General features: G+C 64.6%; 27 protein-coding genes and 1 pseudogene. 24 read left to right on the forward strand and 4 right to left on the reverse strand.

Annotated features, from left to right (window positions below):
* The first annotated feature begins 102 nt into the window (after window positions 1-102).
* The 14 genes from ASD43_RS11270 to ASD43_RS11330 all read left to right on the forward strand — a co-directional run bounded on the left by ASD43_RS11270 (window position 103) and on the right by ASD43_RS11330 (window position 13,012).
* A complete protein-coding gene (locus ASD43_RS11270; RefSeq protein ID WP_056278743.1) occupies window positions 103-1,059 on the forward strand; it encodes an acyltransferase family protein in 957 nt (318 codons plus the stop codon).
* Between the two features lie 59 nt (window positions 1,060-1,118).
* Entirely contained in the window at window positions 1,119-1,649 is a 531-nt protein-coding gene (locus tag ASD43_RS17235) for a hypothetical protein (protein WP_151460098.1), read from the forward strand.
* Between the two features lie 71 nt (window positions 1,650-1,720).
* Entirely contained in the window at window positions 1,721-2,386 is a 666-nt protein-coding gene (locus ASD43_RS11275) for a DsbA family protein (RefSeq protein ID WP_017201919.1), read from the forward strand.
* Window positions 2,386-3,372 (forward strand): NAD(P)-binding domain-containing protein, encoded by a 987-nt coding sequence (locus ASD43_RS11280; protein WP_040568255.1) that lies wholly within the window; start codon window positions 2,386-2,388, stop codon window positions 3,370-3,372. The genes ASD43_RS11275 and ASD43_RS11280 overlap by 1 nt, the downstream gene beginning before the upstream one ends.
* A 9-nt stretch (window positions 3,373-3,381) precedes the next feature.
* The gene (locus ASD43_RS11285) at window positions 3,382-4,296 is read left to right on the forward strand and encodes a cation diffusion facilitator family transporter (RefSeq protein ID WP_017201921.1); all 915 of its coding nucleotides are present in this window, start codon (window positions 3,382-3,384) and stop codon (window positions 4,294-4,296) included.
* Window positions 4,253-4,957, forward strand: coding sequence for a copper resistance CopC family protein (locus tag ASD43_RS11290; RefSeq protein ID WP_136025674.1), 705 nt, complete (start codon window positions 4,253-4,255; stop codon window positions 4,955-4,957). Before ASD43_RS11285 ends, ASD43_RS11290 begins: the two co-directional genes overlap by 44 nt.
* Entirely contained in the window at window positions 4,950-5,489 is a 540-nt protein-coding gene (lspA, locus tag ASD43_RS11295; RefSeq protein ID WP_017201923.1) for a signal peptidase II, read from the forward strand. Before ASD43_RS11290 ends, lspA begins: the two co-directional genes overlap by 8 nt.
* Window positions 5,486-5,821: a DUF6804 family protein gene (locus ASD43_RS11300; RefSeq protein WP_017201924.1), complete on the forward strand. Its 336-nt coding sequence runs from the start codon at window positions 5,486-5,488 to the stop codon at window positions 5,819-5,821. The genes lspA and ASD43_RS11300 overlap by 4 nt, the downstream gene beginning before the upstream one ends.
* Before the next feature lie 25 nt (window positions 5,822-5,846).
* Complete coding sequence (locus tag ASD43_RS11305; protein ID WP_056417468.1) at window positions 5,847-6,797, forward strand: cytochrome c oxidase assembly protein; 951 nt, start codon at window positions 5,847-5,849, stop codon at window positions 6,795-6,797.
* The gene (gene lnt, locus ASD43_RS11310) at window positions 6,781-8,385 is read left to right on the forward strand and encodes an apolipoprotein N-acyltransferase (protein ID WP_082539362.1); all 1,605 of its coding nucleotides are present in this window, start codon (window positions 6,781-6,783) and stop codon (window positions 8,383-8,385) included. Before ASD43_RS11305 ends, lnt begins: the two co-directional genes overlap by 17 nt.
* Entirely contained in the window at window positions 8,370-8,885 is a 516-nt protein-coding gene (locus tag ASD43_RS11315) for a DUF3515 family protein (RefSeq protein ID WP_082539363.1), read from the forward strand. The genes lnt and ASD43_RS11315 overlap by 16 nt, the downstream gene beginning before the upstream one ends.
* Complete coding sequence (locus tag ASD43_RS11320; RefSeq protein ID WP_082539364.1) at window positions 8,819-10,780, forward strand: cytochrome c oxidase assembly protein; 1,962 nt, start codon at window positions 8,819-8,821, stop codon at window positions 10,778-10,780. Before ASD43_RS11315 ends, ASD43_RS11320 begins: the two co-directional genes overlap by 67 nt.
* On the forward strand, window positions 10,777-11,460 hold the full coding sequence (locus tag ASD43_RS11325; protein ID WP_056417480.1) for a copper resistance CopC family protein: 684 nt from the start codon (window positions 10,777-10,779) through the stop codon (window positions 11,458-11,460). The genes ASD43_RS11320 and ASD43_RS11325 overlap by 4 nt, the downstream gene beginning before the upstream one ends.
* Before the next feature lie 193 nt (window positions 11,461-11,653).
* On the forward strand, window positions 11,654-13,012 hold the full coding sequence (locus ASD43_RS11330; RefSeq protein ID WP_056417483.1) for a M23 family metallopeptidase: 1,359 nt from the start codon (window positions 11,654-11,656) through the stop codon (window positions 13,010-13,012).
* A gap of 94 nt (window positions 13,013-13,106) precedes the next feature.
* On the opposite strand, the gene ASD43_RS11335 is transcribed toward ASD43_RS11330, so the two are convergent.
* Both ASD43_RS11335 and ASD43_RS11340 read right to left on the reverse strand, forming a co-directional pair.
* Complete coding sequence (locus ASD43_RS11335) at window positions 13,107-13,868, reverse strand: cytochrome c biogenesis CcdA family protein (RefSeq protein WP_056417486.1); 762 nt, start codon at window positions 13,866-13,868, stop codon at window positions 13,107-13,109.
* Window positions 13,865-14,434: a TlpA family protein disulfide reductase gene (locus tag ASD43_RS11340; RefSeq protein ID WP_157550956.1), complete on the reverse strand. Its 570-nt coding sequence runs from the start codon at window positions 14,432-14,434 to the stop codon at window positions 13,865-13,867. Before ASD43_RS11340 ends, ASD43_RS11335 begins: the two co-directional genes overlap by 4 nt.
* Window positions 14,435-14,595: 161 nt before the next feature.
* Between ASD43_RS11340 and ASD43_RS11345 the strand changes: the two genes are divergently transcribed.
* The 7 genes from ASD43_RS11345 (at window position 14,596) to ASD43_RS11380 (ending at window position 19,913) form a co-directional block, all read left to right on the forward strand.
* Window positions 14,596-14,877: a metal-sensitive transcriptional regulator gene (locus ASD43_RS11345; protein ID WP_026049679.1), complete on the forward strand. Its 282-nt coding sequence runs from the start codon at window positions 14,596-14,598 to the stop codon at window positions 14,875-14,877.
* A 32-nt stretch (window positions 14,878-14,909) separates the two neighbouring features.
* Entirely contained in the window at window positions 14,910-15,233 is a 324-nt protein-coding gene (locus ASD43_RS11350) for a heavy-metal-associated domain-containing protein (RefSeq protein WP_017201932.1), read from the forward strand.
* A gap of 55 nt (window positions 15,234-15,288) precedes the next feature.
* The gene (locus ASD43_RS11360; protein WP_442922226.1) at window positions 15,289-17,409 is read left to right on the forward strand and encodes a heavy metal translocating P-type ATPase; all 2,121 of its coding nucleotides are present in this window, start codon (window positions 15,289-15,291) and stop codon (window positions 17,407-17,409) included.
* Window positions 17,410-17,459: 50 nt separating this feature from the next.
* Window positions 17,460-17,927: a DUF6153 family protein gene (locus ASD43_RS11365; RefSeq protein WP_056417494.1), complete on the forward strand. Its 468-nt coding sequence runs from the start codon at window positions 17,460-17,462 to the stop codon at window positions 17,925-17,927.
* Between the two features lie 85 nt (window positions 17,928-18,012).
* On the forward strand, window positions 18,013-18,612 hold the full coding sequence (locus tag ASD43_RS11370) for a DUF305 domain-containing protein (RefSeq protein WP_056278748.1): 600 nt from the start codon (window positions 18,013-18,015) through the stop codon (window positions 18,610-18,612).
* A 65-nt stretch (window positions 18,613-18,677) separates the two neighbouring features.
* Window positions 18,678-19,574 carry a F510_1955 family glycosylhydrolase gene (locus ASD43_RS11375; protein ID WP_442922227.1) on the forward strand — a complete coding sequence of 299 codons (897 nt, stop codon included), beginning with the start codon at window positions 18,678-18,680 and terminating at the stop codon, window positions 19,572-19,574.
* A gap of 27 nt (window positions 19,575-19,601) precedes the next feature.
* Window positions 19,602-19,913: a hypothetical protein gene (locus ASD43_RS11380; protein ID WP_056278749.1), complete on the forward strand. Its 312-nt coding sequence runs from the start codon at window positions 19,602-19,604 to the stop codon at window positions 19,911-19,913.
* A 193-nt stretch (window positions 19,914-20,106) separates the two neighbouring features.
* On the opposite strand, the gene ASD43_RS11385 is transcribed toward ASD43_RS11380, so the two are convergent.
* Window positions 20,107-21,489 carry an FAD-dependent oxidoreductase gene (locus ASD43_RS11385; protein ID WP_056278750.1) on the reverse strand — a complete coding sequence of 461 codons (1,383 nt, stop codon included), beginning with the start codon at window positions 21,487-21,489 and terminating at the stop codon, window positions 20,107-20,109.
* 11 nt (window positions 21,490-21,500) lie between these two features.
* The gene (locus ASD43_RS11390; RefSeq protein ID WP_056278751.1) at window positions 21,501-22,253 is read right to left on the reverse strand and encodes an MIP/aquaporin family protein; all 753 of its coding nucleotides are present in this window, start codon (window positions 22,251-22,253) and stop codon (window positions 21,501-21,503) included.
* A gap of 48 nt (window positions 22,254-22,301) precedes the next feature.
* Between ASD43_RS11390 and ASD43_RS11395 the strand changes: the two genes are divergently transcribed.
* The 3 genes and pseudogenes from ASD43_RS11395 to ASD43_RS11405 all read left to right on the forward strand — a co-directional run.
* A complete protein-coding gene (locus ASD43_RS11395) occupies window positions 22,302-22,976 on the forward strand; it encodes an arsenate reductase/protein-tyrosine-phosphatase family protein (RefSeq protein ID WP_056278752.1) in 675 nt (224 codons plus the stop codon).
* Window positions 22,977-22,996: 20 nt separating this feature from the next.
* On the forward strand, window positions 22,997-23,392 hold the full coding sequence (locus ASD43_RS11400; protein WP_056278753.1) for an arsenate-mycothiol transferase ArsC: 396 nt from the start codon (window positions 22,997-22,999) through the stop codon (window positions 23,390-23,392).
* Between the two features lie 52 nt (window positions 23,393-23,444).
* Window positions 23,445-24,315 (forward strand): annotated as a pseudogene (locus tag ASD43_RS11405) (arsenic resistance protein); the annotation flags it as partial.
* Window positions 24,316-24,499 lie beyond the last annotated feature (184 nt).

Genomic DNA, 24,499 nt, shown 5'->3' on the forward strand with positions numbered 1-24,499 from the left:
CTATTTCCTATGCGGTCAAGCCAATGCCCTCAGGGCATGGTCTTCGAGCCCGAAAGAACGCTGCCGCCCAGAATGCACAGGCGAGCTCGACGCGTCTCTGACATGAGCCGTCTTCTGGTTCCGGACGCGCTCCGCGGGTTCGCGATTGTCGCGATGCTCATCGCGCACGCTGCTCCGTTCGTGCCGAACGCACCGTGGGCGGTGCAATTCGTCACGGCGAACTTCAGTAGTGTCGCGTCGCCGCTCTTCGCACTCGTCATGGGCATGTCGGCGGAGCTTGTGTGGAGACGCGGCGGCGCTGCGGGGGTGACGTTGCTGCAACAGGCTCTGCGTGGCCTGTTCCTCATCGTCCTGGGTGTGTGGATGGCCACGTGGGGCTCCTGGCTGGCGGTCATCCTGAGCTATCTCGGGCTGCTCATCATCCTCGGCGCGCCCCTTCTACTCCTGCGCAGCTCGGTCGTGATCGCCGCGACAGCGGTCCTTGTCCTGGCCAGTCAGCCATTGCTGAGCGTCGCACGCACCTGGATTTGGGTCTACACCGCGCCGCCGCCCGTGCGTGAGGTCACGACCTGGATGTTCCTGGGCCCTCAGTATCGGGTGGTCAACCTGTTGCCGGTGTTCCTCATCGGTGCCCTGTTGATCCGTCACGGCTTGAAACGCGATCGCTTGTTGTGGATCATGGCGGCTGTGGCGCTGTTGGCGTATCTTGCCTGGGGTTTCGGGCAGCGCTTCGGCACGGTGTTATCGGGGGACTACCTGGACTCTCTGAGGGATATTGGCTTGGTGTTCGCCGTCTACGTCTGCGTTGTGCTGGGGGCTACGGTGAGGCGGGAGCATGCAGAGCGTTTTTGGGGTGCTGTCTTTGTTCCCCTGTGCGCGTGCGGTCAGGTGGCGTTGTCCCTGTACTTGCTGCACGGCGGTCTCATCGCACTCTGGAGTAACGCGTATGGCCGCCCTGCCGAGAACTTCTACTTGGGATGGCTGGTGATCGTTCCGGGCATGATCGGGGCGGGTTGGGTGTGGTGGCGGTTAGTTGGAACTGGTCCAGTTGATGGGTGATGGGCTGGCTCAGCGGACGACGTCCCAAGGCTTTCTCGCTTCGCCCGTAGAACGGGCGCGTGGCTCACGGGTTCGCAAGAAGACTTGATTGGTGGGGCTGGTATCATCCTGAGGTCATGGTCGTCCACGGTCGCGCTCACAAATGCGTTAGCCGAGCCGACGAGTTCCTGATAACGAAGATCATTACAGCCCTCGGGCTGGCGCTTCTTCTCGTTGTCGGAGCATGGCCGGGCGGCCATCGTGACGTGACAGATACGACTCCGTATCTGAGCACGACATCCTCGTCGTCACTAGGGACGCCTTCTGTCGGCCAGGACTCCGCTGGTTCCGGTGAAAGCGTTGTCGGCGCGACCGCCGAACAATTCGTGACCGGGGATACCGCAAACGACATCGTGATCGGTGTTGCCGGGTGCCTCTTGGGTATCATCTGCTGCTTCTTGGTGCTCATCGTCACGCGGACCTTCCGCCGGCACGTCCCCGGTTCTCACATTCGCGAACGTTTGCCGCGCGCACCATCACTGGCGGCCATGACGGGGCGCCTGTTCGCATTGCCTCCTTCTCTCACACAGCTTTCTCTGTCGCGGACCTGACTCTGGCGGCGCCATCTCTTCGATGGCGCTCCACTGGTCGCCCTCGTTCGTTGTGTGTGTTTGGAGTGTCTATGAAATCTTCCGTGAAAGCGGTACTTGTCACCGTTGCTCTCGCCGTGGTGTTGCTGGTCGTCGCGCTGGTCTTCGTCCTTGTCAATCAGAATCGAGCTGCCGCACCCGAGACGGGGACCGCTGACGGTCCACAGGTCGTCCGTGAGAACTCGCATGTCCTCGATGACGGAGGGGAAGGGGCGGTGACGGTTGTCGAATTCCTCGATTTCGAGTGCGAGGCCTGCGGTGCGTTTTATCCCCTCGTCGAGGATCTCCGCGGCAAGTTCGATGGCGAGATCACGTACGTGATCCGCTACTTCCCGCTGCCTGGTCACCTCAACTCGAAGAACGCCGCAATCGCTGCCGAAGCCGCAGCGCAGCAGGGGCGGCTGGAAGACATGTATCACCGCCTGTTCGAGACGCAGCCTCAATGGGGTGAGGCTCAAGAGTCTCGTGCGGACCTGTTCCGGGGGTTTGCGGAGGAACTCGGATTGGACATGGCCGCGTTCGATGATGCGGTCGCTGATCCGGCGACAGCAGAACGGGTCCAGTTCGATCTCGACGAGGGTGAGCAGCTCGGTGTCAGCAGTACCCCCTCGTTCTTCATCGATGGAGAGCCTGTCGTGCTGGAAACGTGGACCGACCTGGAGGACAGCATTGAAGCCGCGGTGAACGGTGCTGAATGATGGCGCGTTCGCTATCGCACCGTCGCGTCATCATCGTTGGCGCCGGGCATTCCGGATTGGCGACAGCCGCCGCGCTCAGGTCCTCCGGGCTTGAGCCACAGAAAGACTTCGTGATCATCGATTCTGCACCCCCCGGTCAACGAAGCTGGGCCACACGGTGGCAGTCGATGAAACTGCGCAGTGCGGCACGCCACAGTGTCGTCCGCGGGTTCCCTTTCCCGGGCGATGAAGATCGTCATCCGAGTGCGGATGAGATGTCCGACTATCTGTCTTCGGTGGAGAAAGCCATCGGTGTGAAGACCGTGTGGAGCACACGAGCTCTTGGAGTCAACCGGTTGGGCGACGGATCCACGCTGCATCTGTCGACCTCCGCCGGGGAAGTGCAAACACGAAATGTGGTCTGTGCAACGGGAGCTGCCGCCGTGCCGCGCATACCGGGGTGGCGCCAGGAACTGGCAGTGCCCGGTGTTGTGCTGCATTCCAGCCAGTACCTCGACCCCGCGCAGATACCCCCCGGCCGCGTGTTGATCGTTGGCGGCGGATACAGCGGAGTGGAGATTGCTGAAGAACTCACGTCCTCCCACGACGTCACCCTCGCGACTCGAGCGGAACCACCACGGGCATCAGAGCGGCCCATCTGGTCAAGGCTGCGACGTAAGGGTCCGATGTCCGAGGCACGCCCCCGCGCAGCTTCGACAGACGTCACTCATGCCGCCGCCGTAACGGGGGTCAACGGAGACACCGTGATGTTCGCCGATGGGGCGTCCATGAAGCCGCAATCCCTGATCCTCGCGACCGGGTACGAGCCGGCAGACGGATGGCTGCCCGATTCGGAGCCCCCCGGGCAGCCATTACACGTCAGTGCACGCATCCCCGGACTGTTCACTGTTGGCATGCCGCGATACTCCCGGGCGGACGCTGACACCCTCGCTGGGGCGAGCCGTGAAGCGGCGACCGTCGCCCGGCTAATCGTCGGACGGCCATAAAGGAGCACCATGACAGAAACAGGGCACAGTCACGGTATCGGTGACGCCACTCCCCGCAATCGCCTGGTCATCGCGTTCGCGATCACCTCCTCGGTCTTCATCATCGAAGTAGTCGGGGCAATCATCACAGGCAGCCTCGCACTGCTCGTTGATGCGGCGCACATGCTCACCGATGTCGTCGGGTTGGCGATGGCCGTCACCGCTGCGCATCTGATGAACCGTCCCCCGACTCCCAAGTACACCTTCGGTCTTCAACGCACTGAGGTGCTCGGTGCACTCGCTCAAGCAGCTCTGCTGCTCGGAGTGGGCATCTTCGCGCTCGTGGAAGGCGTACGTCGGCTGTTCGAGCCCCCGGAGATCGCTTCGGGAAGTCTGCTGTTCTTCGGCATCGTCGGTCTCGTCGCCAACATCGCCTCCATGCTCGTATTGTTCAGCGGCCGCGGGCGCAATCTCAACATGCGCGCCGCGTTCCTCGAGGTCGTCAACGATGCCCTCGGTTCCGTCGGCGTCATCGCCAGCGCCATCCTCATCGCCGTTTTCGGTTGGTATCAGGCGGACGCTGTCGCGGGCGTCTTAATCGCGCTACTCATCATTCCCCGCACCCTCATCCTGTTGCGAGCATCCGGCCGGGTCCTGTTGGAGTCCACACCTGCCGGTCTCGACCTCGAGGATGTTCGCCGCCACATCCTTGCCCTTCCGCACGTGGTCGCGGTGCACGACCTCCACGCGACCCAGGTCTCGACCGACCTCCCCACGCTCACCGCCCATGTTGTGGTCGATGACACCGTCACGATGGAAGCTTCCGCCGAACTGCTGGCATCACTTCAGCAATGCGTCAGCGAACATTTCGCCGTGAGCATCGAACACTCCACCTTCCAGATTGAACCCGAATCCCACCCCGGAGAGCACGACACCCATGCATAAACGCCTCTCGGCACGCACCACTGCCGTCCTCACCACCCTGTTGTTGTCGGCATCCGTCGTACTTGGGGCTGCATCTCCGGCCGCCGCTCATGACGACTTCGTTTCGTCGTACCCCACCGCCGACTCGACCATCAACGGATCCCCCGACGAGATCTCTCTGATGTTCACCGGAACCCTCACCGGTGGTGACGACGCAACGGTCGTCGAGGTTATCGATGAAAGCGGAGCAAACGTCGCCGTCGACCCGCCGACGGTGAGCGGTGACTCGATCACCCAACACCTCTCCCCGGACGCCGCAACCGGCATCTTCACCGTCCGCTGGAAGACCGTCTCCGCCGACGGACACCCGATCAGCGGAGAGTATGTCTACACCGTCACGCCCGCGATGGCCACGGAACCCAGCACTCCGACCACAAGCCCCACCCCTGAAACCTCCCCAACCGAGGAGCCGGAACCGGCCCGACCCGCGCAAACATACGGTGGCACGGCATCCGGCGGCGGCGCTTTCGAACTGCTGCCCCTGTTCTTCCTCTCGGGTCTAGCACTGATTCTGGGGATCGGCGTTGTGGGAGTGGTTATGGCCGGGCGCCAGCGTCACCAGCGCGACCGCGCACAGGCCGCCAAGGATGCCGCAGCTACGGAGAACGACGCCGATGCGTGATCGAGTCCGCCGGTCGGCCGTGATGCTCATCGTCGCCGCCATCGTCATCCTGATCGATCAAGGCACCAAGACTCTTGCTCTGAACACGTTGCGGCAAGATGCGCGTATACCGCTGATCGGTGACTGGCTCGGTCTTCAACTGGCCTTCAACCCCGGGGCGATCTTCTCGCTCGGGGAAGGTTCCACATGGGTCATCACCGTCATCGGGGTCGCTGTCACCGCGGTCCTCATCGGTGCCGCCATCCGAGCCCGGAACGTCTGGTCGGCGGTTGGTTTCGGTTTCATCGTGGGCGGTGCGATCGGAAACCTCATCGATCGCTTATTCTCGCCGCCCGCGTTCGGGATCGGGCACGTCACCGACTTCCTCGCCTACGGGAACCTGTTCATCGGCAACCTCGCCGATGTCGCTCTCGGCATCGGTGCCGTATTCCTCATCGTCGCGGGTCTGCGCACAAGCCGTCGCCGGCCAGACCCCGCGTCCCGCCCCGATCCCGTCGACCCTGTACCCGCCGAAGAAACGGTTCACCCATGAGTCCCAAAGAACGCGTCCCCTCCACTTACCAGCGGAATGCCCTGGCCCCCAGCCTCGTCGCCGCCGCGATCCTGTTCCTGGCCCCGGCGCTCTTCCAGGCGAACTGGGCACCGCTCGTCCTCTTCATCGCCTCGATTTTCGGGCTGATCGTCGGGTGGTTTGCGCTGCAGGCACGCCACTGGTGGTGGATCCCGGTTTTCCTCGCGATCGCCGTGCTCTGGAATCCGGTGATGCCGTTCCCCTTCTCCGGTGTCGTGTGGACCACAGCACAGCCCGTCGCGGCCGTGGTCTTCTTGGCAGCGGGTGCGACGATCAAGGTGATCCGGAAGTGAGCGGCGTGAGCTTCGCGTCACGACCATGCGTGTGAGCGGCGAGATCCCCAGCAGTCCCCCGTCTCTGCAGACATTCCTCGCACCGGCCGACATTCCGCTTCCGGTGCTACCCGTCGTCGCGGGGATTCTCGCTGCGCTGTATCTCGTCGGAGCGATCCGGTTGTGGACGCACGGGCGTCGGTGGCCCGTGTGGCGGACGGTCAGCTTCCTTCTTGGGTGCGTTCTCCTCGCGGCGGTCACCGGTCTGGGCGTTGAAACGTATGGCCAGGCGCTGGTGTCCGTTTTCATGTTCCAGCAGCTCACTCTGATGATGATGGTGCCGCCGCTACTGGTCCTCGGCTCACCCGGAACCCTTCTTCTGCGAGCAACGCCGCATCACGGAGCGGGACGGGTAGTCCTCACAGTGGCCCACGGTGCTCTTCGAAGCCCGGCCGCGAGATGGGCACTCAGCCCGTGGGCCACTGTCCCGCTGTACCTGTTCGCGTTCTACGGCATCTATCTTGCGGGTGCTGCCGATGTCATCCTCGCTCTCGCCGGGGGTCACGTCGCGCTCGAGGTCGGGTTCCTCCTCGCCGGCATGCTGTTCACCATCCCCATCTTGTCCTCCGATCCTCTGCCGGTCAGGTTGGGTCATGGTGCGCGTGCACTGGACGTGTTTGCTGAAGCCGCGCTGCACGCGTTCTTCGGGGTGTTCCTCATGATGGCCAGCACGATCCTGGTCGGCTCATTCGTCGCCCCCACAGAGGCGCTAGGCATCGATCCCCTCGCCGATCAGCAGCTAGCCGGCGCTCTGGCATGGTCCTACGGTGAAGCCCCGACCGTGCTGATGTTGATCTACGTGATGCATCGTTGGTTCCGCAGCGACACCGCTCGTGCTGCCGCGGACGACCGGTACGCCGACGTGCACGGGAATGCCGACCTCGACTCGTACAACGCCTACCTCAAAAAACTGAGCTCTCATGACCGTGACCGCTGACCCGTTGGTGAGACGCGTCCTCTCCGTTCGATCGAGGCGCGGCAATCCCAGAGAGCACAACGCGCGCCTGCCTGTTGCGGTGCCGTTTCCCGTAGCGATTGTCGCGTCCGCCATCGCGGGAGGAATGCTGGATCTCGCCTACCCCGCATACGGGTGGTGGCCTGCCACTTTCGTGAGCGTAACCATCGGGCTGTGGACGCTCCGCGGACGTTCTCTCCCCGGGGCGTTCCTGATCTCCCTCGTCTACGGCGCGACCTTCTACTTCACCCACTTGGTATGGGTGTCGCGGTTTCTGGGGCCCATCCCGTGGGTCGCGCTGGCTGGCTTGGAATCCGTGCTGTTCGGTGCCGGCGGCGTGCTGATCGCCCTTGCCTATCGTGTCGCCACTACCCGGGCGCGATACGGGTATCGCGCGATCACTCCCGTGCTGGTCGCCGGGGTGTGGGTGCTGCGAGAAACGCTGATGGGGAGTACGCCGTACACCGGTTTCCCGTGGGCGCGCGTCGGTTTCAGCCTCGCCGAGAGCCCGCTCGCGGAGGCCGCTTCATGGGTGGGGACCACCGGGCTGTCCTTCCTGACGGTTCTCGTCTGCGCGAGCGTCGTGGAGGCCCTCATCCTCCGCCGATGGGAGCCAGCAGCAGCAGCGGCGGTCATCGTCGTTGCCGCGATAGCCGTCCCTCTGTTCCCCACCGAGCAAGCGGGAATGATGCGCGTCGGATGGGTGCAGGGCAACGGGCCCAGCGGCTACTTCGACACCACGACAACAGGCGACATCATGCGCGCGCAGGAAGAAGCGACCGCTCCTCTTCTGGACCGTGAGATGGACCTTCTCGTCTGGCCAGAAGGCGCCGTCGACGCCGATCCCCTGCGCGATGTCGCCGTCGCAGGCCGCCTTGATCGACTCGTGCAGGGTGCCGGCGCTCCGGCACTGGTGAACGCGGCGACCACTCGTGGAGCCGACACGTTCAACACCACGATGCTGTGGACCAGCGCCGGGCCGCAGCAGCTCCACGACAAGGCCAACCCCGTCCCTTTCGGCGAATACGTCCCGGACCGTTGGTTTTACGAAGCGGTCGCCCCCGACCTCATCGGATTGATACAACGCGAGTACACGCCCGGCTCCAACACACCCCTCGTGCACGTTGGCGATGTGCCCATCGGTCTGGCGATTTGTTTCGACGTCATCTACGACGACGTCATCCACCAGAGCGTGGCCTCTGGCGCGCAGATGTTCGTGTTTCAGACCAACAATGCGGATTTCCGAGGCACCGACGAGAACCTCCAACAGCTGGCCATCGCCCGCATGCGCGCGCTCGAAACCGGGAGAACTGCGGTGAACGTCTCCACCACCGGGACCAGTCAAGTCATCGGCCGCGATGGAAAAGTGTTGGCTCAGGTTGCGGTGGACACGACCGCGGCGAAGATCACCGAGGTCCCCCTCCGCACCGGCACGACCCTCGCCGTCGTGCTGATGCCGTGGCTCGGCTGGACACTCAGTGTCGGAACCGTACTAGCGCTGCTCATCATGTCGGTCCGACAGCGGCGATCGCATGCTGACTCCCAAGAAGACGGATGGATGAAGTTGTGAAGCTCAAGATTCTGACCTCTGTCGCAGCACTGTGCGCACTGCTTGTGCTCAGCAGCTGCGCACCCACCGTTCACCTCGAGCCCGCAGCAAACGCGAATGACCCGCTGTGCGCAGAGGTCACCGTACGACTACCGGACTCGATTGGCGACCAGGCTCGCGTGTGGACGGACGCTCAGGCCACCGCAGGATGGGGCACCCCCAGCAGCGTGCTCCTCACCTGCGGGTTGGAGCCCCCGGCCCCCACCACGCTGCAATGTGTCAGCTTGGGGGGCGTCGACTGGATCGTCGACGAGGAGGAGACCCCAAATCTGCGGCTCACAACCTACGGCCGAGATCCAGCTGCCCAGGTGTACGTAGACACGACCACCCTGTCGGCAGATGCGGTTCTTGAATCTCTCGCCGGGGCGATCCAGCAGCTCCCCAAGACCGGTGAATGCACGGCACCTGTGACGGAAGACCCGGACGCTCCTGGCACTGTGACGGGAGATACCACTCCATGAATCCCGTTGTTCTCCGGATCGTTGGACCGACGATTCTCGTTGTCGCCGCACTCGTCGCTGTGGTGGTCGGGCTCGTGATCGGTGGAGGCGCTGCACCGAGACTCACCAGTGACCCTGGAGCGCTCGTGCGATGGGGACTCCCGGCCGCGAAGCTGTTTGTCAATCTTTCCGGTGCGGCGATGCTCGGGCCTCTGGTACTGGCGGTGTTTGCTCTCCCCTCGGGAGAGAAACCGTTCACCGTCGCGCTCGATATAGCCTCTGCCGGCGCCGCCATCCTCACCATCGCAAGCGGGGTGGTGGCTTTCCTCACCTTCCTGTCCTCATTCAATCCGCAAGTGAGCCTGGGCGCTGAGTTCGGTGCGCAGCTGGGCCGCTTCCTCCTCGACACCGAGCTGGGACGATCATGGCTTATTACCGCGATCCTCGCCTCGGTCGTGACAGTCCTCACATTCGCTGTGCGCAGCTATGGGGCGGTGATGATAACAACCGTGCTTGCGATCATCAGCCTGATACCCATGGCTACCCAAGGTCATTCAGGTGAGCTCGCCAACCACGATCCCGCGGTCATGTCCCTCGTCCTGCACGTCATTTCAGCAGCGATATGGCTCGGAGGTCTCATCCTGCTCGTCGTCGCGCGACCGATCAGCTCTCCGCGTGGACTCGAGAACCTGCTCCGCCGGTACTCGACGGTGGCGCTCATCGCGTTCATCGGCGTCGCCGTCTCGGGATACGCGCGGACGCTCACTGCCCTCGGCCGGTGGGAGGATTTGGCCTCACCATACGGCATCATCCTTCTCACAAAGATCGGCGCTCTTCTGATCATGGGCGTCCTGGGTGCCGCCTACCGCCGTCGACTCCTCGCGAAAGCCAGCGAGGGCCGTGGCGCCTTCTGGATGATCGTGAGCGTCGAACTCGGCTTCATGGGTATCGCGAGCGGTGCCGCCGCCGCCCTCGCCCGCACCGCCGCCCCCGCCGACACGATCACGCTGCCGCAGAACACCGCCGCGGAGATCCTCACCGACGCACCCGTCCCGATCGAACTCACGCTGCAGAGATGGTTCACGGCGTGGAGCCCCGACCTGCTCTGGGTGCTCGCTGCGGGTTTCGGAATCGTCTTCTACCTCGTCGGCGTCCGACGCGCACGGCGCCGCGGGTATCCGTGGCCAGCCAGGCGCACGATTAGCTGGATTGCGGGGATGGGGGTGCTTCTGTGGACGACCAGCGGACCGCTCGCAGCCTACGACGACTCGCTCATCAGTATGCGATTCCTCTCCTTCGCTCTCCTCAGCCTCGCAATCCCCTTGCTCCTTGTCTCAGCGGCGCCCGTCACCCTCGCAACCTTGATCATCCATCCACGGGACGATGGAAGCCGAGGACCGCGGGAATGGCTTCTCTGGGCCGCCCACAACCCGGTGGCACGGTTTGCTCTGCGCCCCGTCGTCGCCGCGTCCCTTTTCGCTACATCGCTGTGGTTCATCCACTACTCCGACCTGTTCCGCTGGTCGCTCTACGACCAGCTCGGAGCGGAATGGATGATCAGCCAGCTCCTCGTCACCGGGTGCCTCTTCGTACGATCGCTCTCCCTTCACGCGTCCACGACCCCCGAGGGGCGGTGGCGTCTGGCCTCACTCACTGCACTCACAGGCCTGGCCGCCTTCTTCGGCATCGCCACGATCACTCGCTCCGACCTCATCGTCGCGGAATGGTTTGGCGCCATGGGACGAACGTGGGGACCCACCCCTCTCCAGGACCAGACCCTCGCCGGAGCAGCCACCTTGACGATCGCGGGAACCCTCGCAATCCTCACGGTCTTCTCCGTCCTCCACACGAAACGCAACAACCGACCTACCGGTAGCACCCCCGTGCCCGCCGTACGAAAGGATCCACACCTGTGACCTCCGCCCACCGCACCCGCTGGCTCGCCAGCACACTTCTAGCCCTCATCACACTGGGAATCGTGGCCGCACCGGCCCCCGCAGCTCTCGCGCACGACAACCTCCTGGACACCGTGCCCGGGGCAGACGAAACCGTCACCCAACTTGACGACGTCGCTCTCACGTTCAGCGGGGAACTCATTGACTTCAGCCAGGCCAGCTTCGCCCAAGTGCAAGGACCCGACGGCCTCTTCTACGAATCCAGCTGCTCCACCATCGACCGCAATATCCTCACCACCCCGGTCGCACTCGGAGAACCGGGCGTCTACACCGTGCTGTGGAACGCCGTCTCCAGCGACGGTCACCCCATCTCGGAGAGCTTCACGTTCACGTACGCTCCCACCGGTGTCGAGCCAGGGCTGGGATGGGACAAACCAGCATGCGGGAACGAACAATCACGGATCCAACCCGCAAAGGCGTCGCCCTCCGCCGCGCCAACCACCGAACCTCCCGCAGCGGAAACCCCTGCCCCGGTGGCATCCGCAGGCGAGAACGAGGTGGCTTCGATCGCGATCCCGCTCATCATCGCCGTTGCTGTCATCGGTGCCGCAGTGATCACCGCCACCGTTGTCGTACGGCAAGTGAAGAAGAAAAAACACAGCAGGTTGAGCGCCGACGGCCACACGGACCCGAAAGAGTGAGCTTCGGGTCAGGACAGTCGAACTCAAGTTCGGTGCGTCAGATATGGGCCACAGATCAGAGATCACGGGCGAGTCGGCGCGACTTCCGCCCCCACGAACGGACGATAGACCAGACAGCGGGCAACGCGAGCATGACCAATCTGCGCGCCCCTGGCAGCAGAATCCACGAAGCCGAGCTCGAGGAGAGGGCACAGTGAACGAACGACGCGTCTCCGCGGCTGCTACGGAGGCGGCTGAAGAATGCGGGTGTGCACCCACGCCCGCCGAACGCGACTCATTCTGGAAGCTGAGTGTTACTCGACGTGGCGCTTTCGGACTCGGCGCCCTCGGCGTCGCTGCATTCGTTGCCTTCGGTATCGGCTCCGGCGTCTCAGCTGCGTACGCTGCGTCCTACCCGAGCTGGGACGATGTCCAACGCGCCAAGAACAACGAAGCTGCCAAGGCCACCGAGATCACCCGGATCGAAGGGCTGATCCAGTCCTTGACGCAGAAAGTCGCCGAGACCCAGGCGGCCGCTGACACAGCCTCCGACGAGTTCTACGCAGCACAACAGGAATACTTCGCTGCGATCACGGAAGCCGAGATCCTGCAGGCGCAGGCCGACGAACAATCAGCGATTGCCGAAACCTCTGCGCGAAGGGCCGGTCAAGTTGCGGCACAGCTGTACCGCAACGGTGGGGACGATTCAGCACTGCAACTGTTCTTCTCCGGTTCCGCGGCCAACGCCGATGAGCTCCTGTCCCGCCTGGGCACCATGGACAAACTGCTCGAGTACAACCGGTCGGTCTACGATGACGCAATCTCGGCGCGCAACACCGCCCAATCGCTGACCGATCAGGCGAAGGTCGCCCGCGACGAACGGGACCGGCTGCAGCAGGTCGCGGAGCAAAAGATGATTGCCGCACAAGAAGCGGCCGACGCCGCACAGGCCGCGCTCGACGAGCAAGCCGCGAACCTCGAGACGATGCAGGCGCAGCTCGCCGCGCTGAAAGACACCACCACGCAGACGGTCGCTGGCTACCAGGCGGGTGTAGCCGCACGCGAGGCCGAAGAGCGAGCCCGTCGCGAACGAGAGGCCGCCGAAGCGGCAGCCAACGGTGGCGGCAACGGTGGCGGCGGGGGCTCTGCCGGGAGCGGCGGTTGGGTTCGGCCCCACGGGGGCGGCCGAAGTTCAAGCTACGGCCCGCGGACCCCGATCTGCGGGTCGCAGGGCTGCTCCTCGAGCTACCACTACGGCGCGGACATGGCCAACGGCTGCGGAGCGGCGATCTACGCCGCCAACTCCGGAACAGTGGACTACGCCGGCGCCAACGGTAACTACGGCAATTACGTCCGCATCCAACATGGCGGGGGCGTCAGCACCGGGTACGCGCACATCAAACCCGGTGGCATCGTCGTCGGCCGGGGGCAGTGGGTCAATTCCGGCCAGGTCATCGCTTACGCGGGTGACACTGGACGCTCCTTTGGTTGCCATCTGCATTTCGAGGTCTACATCAATGGTGGTTACATCAACCCCGTCCGATTCATGGAAGACCGCGGCGTCTATATCTAAGGCTGCGACACGGGATCACGAAGCGCCGTCGACATGAGCAGTGGGGTAGAGAGGGCTGCTCCAGTCGTCACTCCCGACATCCTTGCTAGGGATCTCAGAGAGGGAGGATGACGCTGCCCATCACCGCCGTCAGCCGCGACATGATGTCGGTCCACAGCCCTGTCACCATCAGGAGGCCGAGGACGATCAGCAGGATGCCGCCGCAGACATTCAGCACCCGGATGTGACGACGGAGAAACTCGACCGTCTTCGCCGCCCAACCGAACCCGAACGCGACCAGCAGGAACGGGATGCCGAGGCCAAGCGAATACGCGAGGCCAAGGAAGCCGGCCCGGACAGGGTCGCCGGCGTTGAATGAAAGCGCGATGATCGCGGCCAATGTAGGTCCCATGCATGGCGCCCAGCCGATACCGAGTGCCACTCCGAGTAGCGGCGCCCCTACGATCCCGGCCCGTGAGCTGACGTGGAAGCGGACCTCCCTCTGGGCGAAACTGAATAACCCGAGGAAGACGAGCCCCATGAGGACGACGACGAGCCCGAGGATGCGTGTGACCAGGTCTCCCCAGTGTAGGAAGAACACGCCAGCCGTTCCGCCCAGCGCAGTGATGAGAACGAAGACGACGCTGAAGCCGAGGATGAACAGCAGCACGCCGAACACGAGTCGTCGGCGCTCAGGTGCGGCTGCGTTTGTCGCGTCACCTTTCGAGCTCGGTGAGACTGTCCCGCCGAGAAAGCCGAGGTAGCCGGGGACCAGCGGGAGCACGCAGGGCGACAGGAACGACACGAGACCGGCGAGCATCGCGATGGGGACTGCGAGCCAGAGCGCGCCGGACCCGATGATGGTGTCGGCGTTCATGGTGTCTCCGCCAGAGCGTCCTTGACGAGTGTCGAGAGGATCGAGGTGCCGTCGATGGGTCCGATGATGCGGGCGGCGACACGGCCCTGTTTGTCGAGCACGAGAGTCGTCGGTGTCGCCTGGATCGGCACGACTTCGGAGAAAGCGAGTTTCGCCTCGGCCGTGTTCACGTCGATCAGGCTCGGGTAGGTGATGCCGAACTCTTCAGAGAATGCTTGGGCAGTGTCGGCCTGGTCGCGGGTATTGATGCCGATGAAAGCTACATCCTCGCCGCCGTATTCCTGCCAGACGCTTTCGAGATCCTTCGCCTCGATGCGGCACGGCGCGCACCCCGCGTACCAGAAGTTCACCACCGTGACCTTGCCGGCGTTGTCCGCACCGTCGAAATCATCACCAGTTTCAGTGATGCCGCTGAAGGCGACCGGTTCGCTCCGCTCGGCGATCGGGATCTCGACGATCGCGCCGTCGGCGGCCACATACCCGGTGTTCTCACCCTTGAGGAAGGAATCGCTGACCGGATCCGGCGCACACCCGCTCAGACCGATGGCGAACACCGCAGCGAGCATGATTCCCGCCGCACCACGAACGGTACGAAAGCGGGGTCTTCGACGCATATTTCGAACCTTACACAGATCACCTATGCGTCACCTTTGCCGCGGACACTTCCCGACCGGGAATAGACTCGCATGCATTGTTTTATATACCCCTAGGGGGTATCTTTTTGGGAGTGAACGGCTACGAGAGCAACAAGGCTGATCTGCGTAAGCGGTTGAGCCGGGTAGAGGGTCAGGTGCGAGGTATCGCACGAATGGTTGATGAGGACAAGTACTGCATCGATATCTTGACGCAGGTGTCTGCGGCGACGAAGGCCCTCGAGACGGTGGCGTTGTCGCTACTCAGTGACCATCTCGCTCATTGTGTCGCTCAGGCAAGTGCTGAGGGAGGCGAGGTGGCTGCGGCGAAGGTCCGCGAGGCCAACGAAGCGATCGCTCGTCTCGTCCGTTCATAACTACTACGTCTGTCTACTCGAAGGAGCACATCATGACTGATCGCATCGAACTCGGCTTGAAGGACGCGAATGCGGGGTGCGCATGCTGCGCTGCCCCTTCATCCGTTGACGCATCCGCGCCTGTCGCGGCCCCGGTCTCGGCCGAGATCTTGGTTGCGGGGATGACATGCTCGCATTGCGCCTCCAGCGTCAGCGATGAGCTGAACGCCATCGATGGTGTCGACGGTGTCACGGTCGACCTGAATGCCGGCGGGGCATCCCGCGTGATTGTCCACAGCGCCGCCCCTATCGATCCCACGGCTGTACGGGCTGCGGTTGAAGAGGCCGGCTACACCCTCGCGACCTCCCCGATCTGAGTCGCTATCCGTTTGCGCCCGGCTGATCCGGGTGCATCCGAGCAAGGAGTTTCCGATGAGCCAGCATGACCAGCACCACGAACACACTGCGCATCAGGATCACGGCAGCGTGCCGACAACGGAGCATGACCACACGGCGATGAGCCACGACCACGGTGCTCCCCCAGAGCACGCTGGTCACACGAGCCACGGCGGTCACGGCGGTCACGGCGATCATGTCGGTCAGTTCCGGCGGTTGTTCGGGATCATGCTGGTCCTCGCGGCCCCTGTGGTTGGGTTCTCGATGATGTTCTCGATGCTGCTCGGGTACCCATTGCCCGACGCCGCGTGGGTGGGTTGGGTGTCCCCGGTTCTCGGGACCGTGATGTATGTGTGGGGCGGGGCCCCGTTCCTCACGGGTGCCGTGAGCGAGCTCCGTGCACGCAAGCCCGGGATGATGCTGCTGATCGCCCTTGCGATCACCGTGGCATTCCTGGCGTCGTGGGGTGCGAGCCTCGGCATGCTGCACCACGAGTTGGATTTCTGGTGGGAGCTGGCGCTGCTGATCGTGATCATGCTGCTTGGTCACTGGATCGAGATGCGCTCGCTCGCGCAGACGACATCGGCCTTGGATTCCTTAGCGGCGTTGCTGCCTGACGAGGCAGAAAAGGTCGACGGCGATACGACCGTAACGGTCGCGCCCTCGGACTTGCAGGTAGGCGATGTCGTGGTCGTGCGTCCGGGCGGGCGGGTCCCCGCCGATGGGCGCATCGTTCAGGGATCGGCCAGCATGGACGAGTCGATGATCACCGGAGAATCCCGGCCGGTGCGCCGCAGCGATGGCGACCCGGTCATTGCCGGTACCGTCGCCACGGATTCCGGAGTGCGGGTGGAGATCACGGCCATCGGTGAGGACACCGCTCTCGCGGGGATTCAGAAGCTGGTCACCGAGGCGCAGAGTTCGTCGTCTCGGGCGCAGCGGCTCGCGGACAAGGCCGCAGGGTGGCTGTTCTGGTTCGCGCTCGGCGCCGCAGCGATCACCGCGATCGTCTGGACGGTTGTTGGCCTACCCGACGCCGCCGTCATCCGCACCATCACGGTGCTGGTGATCGCCTGCCCGCACGCGCTGGGCCTGGCGATCCCGCTGGTCGTGTCGATCGCGACCGAGCGCGCCGCCCGCGGGGGCGTGCTCATCAAGGATCGTCTCGCGCTGGAGAGCATGCGCACCGTCGACACTGTTCTGTTCGACAAGACGGGCACGCTCACCAAGGGCACCCCCGCGGTGACCGCCATCAACCCCGTCACGGGGACCGACGCCGATCAGCTGTTGGCGTGGGCGGCCGCGGCGGAAGCAGACTCCGAGCACCCCCTCGCCCGCGCGATCGTCAACGCGGCAAAAGAGAAGACGCTCACCGTTCCACGCTCAACCGACTTCGAGTCATCCCCCGCTGTCGGGGTGCGTGCCCGCGTTGACGGACGTGTCGTGCAGGTCGGTGGCCCGTACATGCTCGAGCAGGAGAATGCGCAGGAGCTGCCCGTTGCTGACGAGTGGCGGAACGAGGGTGCGATCATCCTTCACGTGCTCGTCCACGGTCAGGTTGTGGGCGCGCTGCGTCTGGCGGATGAGATCCGCTCGGAGTCGCGCCATGCGGTCGACGCGCTCCATGAGCGCAGTGTGCAGGTGGTCATGATCACCGGTGATGCGGACGCGGTCGCCGCCTCCGTGGCGGGCGAACTCGGCATCGACCGGTACTTCGCCGGGGTACGCCCCGAGGACAAAGCGTCGAAGGTGAAAGAGCTTCAGGGCGAAGGTCGAAAGGTCGCCATGGTTGGTGACGGGGTGAACGATGCCCCCGCGCTGGCGCAGGCGGACGTCGGTATTGCGATCGGGGCGGGAACCGATGTCGCAATCGCGTCTGCGGGGGTCATCCTCGCCAGCGACGACCCCCGGTCGGTGCTGTCCGTGATCGACTTGTCGCGAGCGAGCTACCGGAAGATGAAGCAGAACCTCTGGTGGGCCGCCGGGTACAACCTGCTCTCGGTCCCCCTCGCGGCCGGCGTGCTCGCCCCGATCGGGTTCGTGCTGCCCATGTCGGTGGGAGCGGTACTGATGTCGCTGTCCACTATCGTCGTTGCGCTCAACGCGCAGCTGCTGCGGCGGCTGGACCTGCGCCCCGAGGCCGTCACAGGCAACTAGACCAGGGAACCGTCGACCCCGGACGTACCCTAGGAGAACGGGAGGTGAGTATGTCGCTGATTGCTGTCGCACAACGTGTGTGGGGTTCGCGCACGCTCACCCGCAACGTTCTGACCGTGCTGATCGTCGCCGTGGGCGTCATCGCCGGGCTGCTGGCGATGCATTCCTTCAACTCGCATGCGACATCTGTCGGGCACCACGACTCCGTCACCGTGAGCGCGCACACCGGCGACATGTCAGAGCAGCATCCCGCCCCGTCCACCGTCGCCGTGACCCCTGGTACTGCTTCGCAGGAGGCGGGGTGCGCAACGTGCGGTGGTGACCAGGATGCGATGACCTGGATGGCGTGTGTGCTCGCTCTCCTTGTCGCCATCATTCTTCTTGGTCGGGTCGGCCTCAGCTGGCGGCGCACCCCACCGGCCATGCTGCTCGCGGTCGTGATGGCACAGTGGCCGGCGCGCGCGTACTCCCTTCCCCCTCCCCCTTCCCTCACGGTTCTCTGCATCAGTCGCACGTGATGACGCTTTAGCCCGCCCACGCGGGCAACGCACCCTGAATACCCGGCTTTCGTCGGGTGTCATCACCGACCCTTGGAGAACACTCATGAAGATCCGACCCGCGGCAATCGCCGCAATCACCCTCACCACACTGCTCGCCCTCACGGGCTGCGCCGGCAGCGCCGGCTCCGGCGGTGACATGCCCGGCATGGACCACAGCAACAGCTCGTCCGCACCGGCAGAAACAGCGGACGCGAACGACGCAGACATCATGTTCGCGAGCATGATGATCGAGCACCACACGCAAGCCGTGGACATGTCCGACACCATCCTCGGAAAGGCCGACATCGACGAGCGGGTGACCGCCCTTGCCGAAGAGATCAAAGCGGCCCAACAGCCCGAGATCGACAAACTCGAATCCTGGCTCAAAGACTGGGGTGCCGATACCTCCGACATGGAAGGCATGGATCACGGCAGCGGCATGATGACCGAAGAGGACATGCAAGCCCTCGATGCGGCCACCGGCACCGAAGCATCCCGGTTGTTCCTTGAGCAGATGATCGAGCACCACCGTGGCGCGATCGACATGGCACAGGACGAAGTCGACGACGGGCAGAACAGTGACGCCGTCTCGCTCGCCCAGAAGATCATCGACACCCAGACGGCCGAGATCACCACGATGGAGGAGATTCTCGCAACTCTCTGACCCCGCATCGTGTGGCGCGGCCCCACAGCCGCGCCACACGATCGGTCAGACGATGCGGACAAGCCATGCGTCAGCACACCACTTCCAGCGCTCCCACGCGCATCCTCGCGACTCTTTCGAAATCCCCCACTCGTCGGCGGTCAGTGCACCTGATCGGATTGGGCACAGCTGCTCTGCTCGCCCTCGCCGGCTGCGCAGCCACCACCGCGACCACGGGCGACGGCCACACTGATCAGGCGCTCTCCCACGTTCACGGCATCGTCGCAGACCCCGAAGGAGATGGATTCCTTCTCGGAACACACGAGGGTATCTTCCCCGCGACCCAGACCGGCGAACTCGGTCAACGAGTCACCGGGTCGGACTTCGACGCCATGGGGCTCACTGTCGTCGACGACACACTGCTCGCGTCCGGACATCCCGGACCGGACACCCCCGTCGAACTTGGCACCCCCAACCTCGGCATCATCCGCAGCGCCGACCGGGCCGAAACCTGGGAACCGGTCGCCTTCACCGGTGAGAAGGACTTCCACGCCCTCACCGCTGGACCCGATGGCACCATATACGGGCTCTCCTCGGACAGCACACAGTTGCAGATCAGCACCGACCAAGGATCCACCTGGAACGCGACAGGTGCGGCACTTGTCGCCGTCTCCTTCGCGGTTGACACCGCGGGCCGGATCGTCGCCGCGACCCCCGATGGCCTCCAGGTCAGCACCGACGACGCGGCCACGTTCGCCCTCTGGCCGAACGCACCCTTGTTGTTCATGCTGAACGCATCCCCTGACCATCAACGGCTCGTCGGCGTCGGAAACGGTGGGAAGATCTGGGTCACCACCGCGGGAGCTACCCAGTGGACAGAGGCCGGAACCGTTCACGGGACCGCGCAAGCCATCGCGATCACCAATACCGGCGACATGCTCATCGTCGACGACAGCGGGATCACCCATGTACCCCAGGAGTGAGCGCCCAAAAAGGAGGATGCTGGAAACGTGAAGATCGAGCTGTTACACATCGCTGAATGCCCTAGCTGGATCGAAGCCGGTCGCCGTGTCACCGAGGCCCTCCGAGAAACGAGCCACGCGGCAACAGAACTGCGTTATCGACTCATCCGCTCTGAGGAGGACGCAGCGGAGGTTCCCTTCTCGGGGTCCCCCACAGTCACCCTGAACGGGGAAGACCTCTTCCCTGGTGCGGAGCCCAGTGTCGACCTAGCCTGCCGCATCTACGCAACCCCGGCGGGTCTGGCTGGTCTCCCGACGGTCGAGCAGATCCGAGAGGCCATCCTCACTCATGGCAACTGACTCCGACCAGGTGTGCACATGCTGCGGGCGATCCTTACCCCGTAAGAAGGTGCATGCCCTCGGGGACGATGGGGTGTTCATCTGTCGTCGCTGCGCCTGGTGGGTGGCCCTGCGGCTACGCCCGGACAATACGTCGGGATGACGATGACCACGGCCAGGCACTCATCGTGCCCGGCCGTGGTCACCATTTCTTTCAGACACGCGAGAGGGAGCGCGCCTCGCGCTCCCATGCCTGGGTCGCTATCTGCACGGCATCCCACGGGGAGCCGAGCGGGGGCGTGTAGGAGAGGTCAAGGTCGCTCATCGCGGCGACGGTCATCCTGTGGTGCAGAGACGTGGCGTAGGTGTCGACGCGCTTCGAAATCTCGGCACCTCGGCTGCCGACGAGCTGCGCGCCGAGCAGACGACCGTCATTGGTGTCGCCGGTGATGCGGATGCTGACGGGCGTGGCGCCCGGGTAGTAGCGCTTGTGGTCGTCCGCGATGGCGGTGTGACTGTGCGGGGCGAGGCCGGCGGCTGTGGCTTCGTGGTCGCGGAGGCCTGTGCGTGCGGCGACGACGTCGAAGACCTTCACGACCTGTGTGCCGAGGCTCCCGGCGAACCGCGTATCGCCCCCGATCGCGTTCTCGCCCGCGACACGTCCCTGCTTGTGGGCGGTCGTGCCGAGGGGGAGGTAGGTGATCCCGAGGAGGCGGTGGTGGGTGACCACTCCGTCGCCGGCCGCCCACACGTGCGGCAGGCCAGTGCGCATCTGTTCGTCGACGACGACAGCGCCGCCCGCGCCCGTGGTTGCGCCGGCTGCGGTGAGAAGGCTGGTGTTGGGCCGCACGCCGACGACGACGAGCACCACGTCAGCGGTACGGGAGAACGCCTCTCCGTCGTGGATGCCGGTGACGGTGATCCTGCCGCCGTCACGGGCGACGGCTTCGACACGCGTACCGGTGAGGACGTCGACCCCGTGTCGGGTGAGTTCGTCGCGGACAAGTGAACCGAGTTCGGGATCGAGGGTCGAGAGGACTTCGGGGCCGCGCTGCAGCTGGGTGACCTGGAGGCCCCGCACAGTGAGCGCTTCGGCCATTTCGAGGCCGACGTAGCCAGCTCCGACGATGATCGCCGTCTCGGGCTGATGTTCGTCGAGGTACTTCTCGAGCGCGAACGTGTCGCCCATCGAGTGCAACAGGTGCACGCCGTCATCGGGGCCGAGCCGGTCAAGACCCGCGATGCCCGCGGTTGACGGGGAGGCCCCGGTGCCGACCATGAGCTCGTCGTAGGCGATCGTTGATTCGCTGCCGTTCGCGTCGCGGACCGTGAGTCGGCGGCCGTCGACGTCGATACCTGTAGCGAGGGTGTCCAGACGGAGGTTCATGCCGGTGGCTTCGAGGTCAGCGTGGGTGCGGTGGGCGAGCGACTGCCAGGGCTGTACCTCGCGGGAGAAGTAGTACGGGATGCCGCAGATCGAGAAGTTCGGGTAGGCATCGGCCACCACGACAGTGACATCAACAGACGGGTCAAGTTCGCGGGCCCGGAGGGCGGTGGAGATTCCGGCGTCGCTTCCGCCGATCGCTACAAGATGCATGAGGATGCCTTTCAGGGCTGGGTTTCGAGTTTTTGAGGAACCACGACGTCGCCGGCCGTGCGGGCGGCGATTGGATAGAGGGCGAGCAGCAGCGCGAGGCCGATGGCAGCCCCGAAGAGCTGTGCAGCGATGAACGGCGCAACAGACGACGGTGCGATACCGGCGAACGTGTCGGTGAACATTCGGGCGATCGTGACGGCGGGATTTGCGAACGATGTGGAACTGGTGAACCAGTAGGCCGCGCCGATGTACGCACCGACCGCGGCGGCCGTGACCGACCCCTTTCCGGTGCGGGCGAGAGCGAAGATCAGCAGCACGAGCCCTGCAGTGGCGACCATTTCCCCGACCAGATGTCCGCCTGTGACCCGGTCGTTGGACGAGAACCCGGGACCGGTGTCGAACATGACCCCCGCTAGCAGGGTGCCGGCGATGCCGCCGAAGATCTGCGCGAGCACGTACGCAGCGACGTCGCGCAACGGAAGCCCGGTGCTGGCGCTGCGGCCAAGCAGCCAATCCGCGACCGTCACCACGGGGTTGAAGTGCGCGCCGGACACTGGCCCGAGCATCAGGATCAGCACCGTCAGACCGAGGGCAGTGGTCAGGCTGTTCTCCAACAGCTGGAGACCGACATCATCCGGGGACAACCGCTGCGCGGCGATACCGGAACCCACCACGATAGTGACGAGCAGACCAGTTCCAAGGAACTCGGCGGCTGCTCGGCGCAGAAGGTGTGGCCGTGCGAGGGCGGGGTGAGGTGTTTTCATGTCGGCTCATCTTGACCCGAACGGGGTACTTCAGTCAAGATTGAGACAATGAACACTGAACGAACTGACCAGGTGGAGGCGCGCGCCGCGAAGCACGCTGCGCTGAGCGACCCATCTCGCCTGCGGATCGTCGATCGTCTCACGCTGGGCGACCTCTCGCCCACCGAAATCGGAATGGCGTTGGGCCTTCCCTCCAACCTCGTCACCCATCATCTGAACGTGCTGGAGTCGGTGGGGATGGTCTCGCGGTCCCGCTCGGAGGCCGATAGACGGCGCAGCTACGTTCACCTCTCAGATAACGCACTCCGCGGGCTCACACCCGGCCGGGTCGAGCGCGCAGATCGCGTCGTGTTCGTTTGTACGGCGAACTCCGCCCGGTCGCAGCTCGCCGCGGCGTTGTGGTCGACCCGCAGCAGTATCCCCGCGACGTCGGGAGGAACGCACCCGACGGGGCGGATAGATCCGGGCGCAGTCGCCGCTGCCGATCGCCACACTCTCGCGCTGCACGATGAGGCACCCCGCGCTCTGACTTCGGTCCTGACCGATTCAGATTTCGTGGTGACGGTGTGCGACAGCGCCCACGAAGAACTCGGCGCCATCGGACACCTGCACTGGTCGATCCCCGACCCTGTTCGGATCGGCACCGATGACGCCTTCGACACCGCCTACGACGAGCTGGAGCGCCGTATCGCGGAACTCGCACCCCGGCTCGCCGCCAGCTGACTCACCCTGAAAGAGAACCCGTGACTGACACCACTCCGACCGTCCTATTCATCTGCCAGCACAACGCCGGCCGGTCGCAGCTCGGCGCGGCTCTCCTAGAGCACCTGGCCGGGGACCGGTTTCGTGCCACGTCTGCGGGCCTCTCCCCGGCGAACGAAGTGAACCCGGCTGTGGCCGCCACTGTCGCGGAGCTCGGGGTGGACATCACGGGGCGCGTACCGCGCGCCGTCACGGTCGAAGATCTGGATGCCGCCGACGTCATCGTCCTGATGAAGCCCGGGCTCACATTGCCTTCCACCCCTCGCGGAAAGGTTCTGGAGTGGTCGTTCCCCAACCCCGAGTCCTGGGACGCCGAAGCAGTGCGCCCGCTACGGGAAGCGGTGGCCGAGAAGATTCGTACGACGCTTCTTGCCTGAGTTTCCCTTGTCACGAACCCGGCCCTGGCGTGGGTGATTCGTGCAGGACCGGATGAGTCGACATGCTGGGAACGTGAGCAACCTCGTCGCCTGGTGGGAACGTCATCAGATCGCCCTCTATCTCGCAGCGATCGCTGCGGGCGTCGTGCTGGGCTTGTTGGTACCAGGAGCCGCGCACCCGCTCGAGCTCGCGATCAACCCCGTTCTCGGGCTGTTGCTGTACGCGACATTCCTCGGTGTCCCTTTCTCGATGATCGGACGCGCCTTCCGCGATGCGGTTCCTGTTCGTGGTGCTGGTCGTGAACTTCGTGATCGTGCCGGTCATCGTGTTCTGCCTGTCTCGGTTCGTCGCTCACGATCAGGCGCTGTTGGTTGGTGTGCTGTTCGTCTTGCTGACGCCCTGCATCGACTATGTGATCGTCTTCACGGGGCTCGCCGGAGGGGCGAAGGAACGGCTACTTGCGGCCGCGCCGATCCTCATGCTGGGACAGATGCTGCTCCTGCCGGCATACCTCTGGCTGTTCGTCGGCCCTGAACTCATCGCCGCGGTCGACCTCGCGCCCTTCGTCGACGCTTTCCTCCTGCTCATCGTGCTCCCGCTCATGGCGGCCGGCCTCACCCAGTACGTCGCCTCCCGCACGCGCTGGGGTCGCACTCTCCGAGACACCGCTCTAGCCGCCATGGTGCCGCTGATGATGCTCACGCTCGCCGTCGTCGTCGCTTCCCAGGTCTACGGCGTCAGCCGGCAACTTCCTGCACTGCTCGCCACAGTTCCGATCTATGCCGCCTTCGCGGCGGTCATGATCCCGGTAGGGATATTCGCGGGGCGTGCGGCACGACTCGACGTCTCCAGCACTCGCGCTGTCGTATTCTCCGGCGCGACCCGCAACTCCCTAGTGGTTCTCCCGCTCGCCCTCGCCCTCGGCGGTCTACATCTGGGCGGTTCCTTCGAGCACGTAGAAGAACTGGGTCGCGGTGTGGTGCACGTGCCACTCTTCGCCGGCTCCGGCCGGGACTCGCTCCTCGATCACCGACAGCCCGGGGCTGTCGAGTAGTCGCCACCCGTCGGAGACCTCGCCCCACACGTAGTGATCAGCATTGGTGACA

Source organism: Microbacterium sp. Root553 (genome assembly GCF_001426995.1).
Lineage (GTDB): Bacteria > Actinomycetota > Actinomycetes > Actinomycetales > Microbacteriaceae > Microbacterium.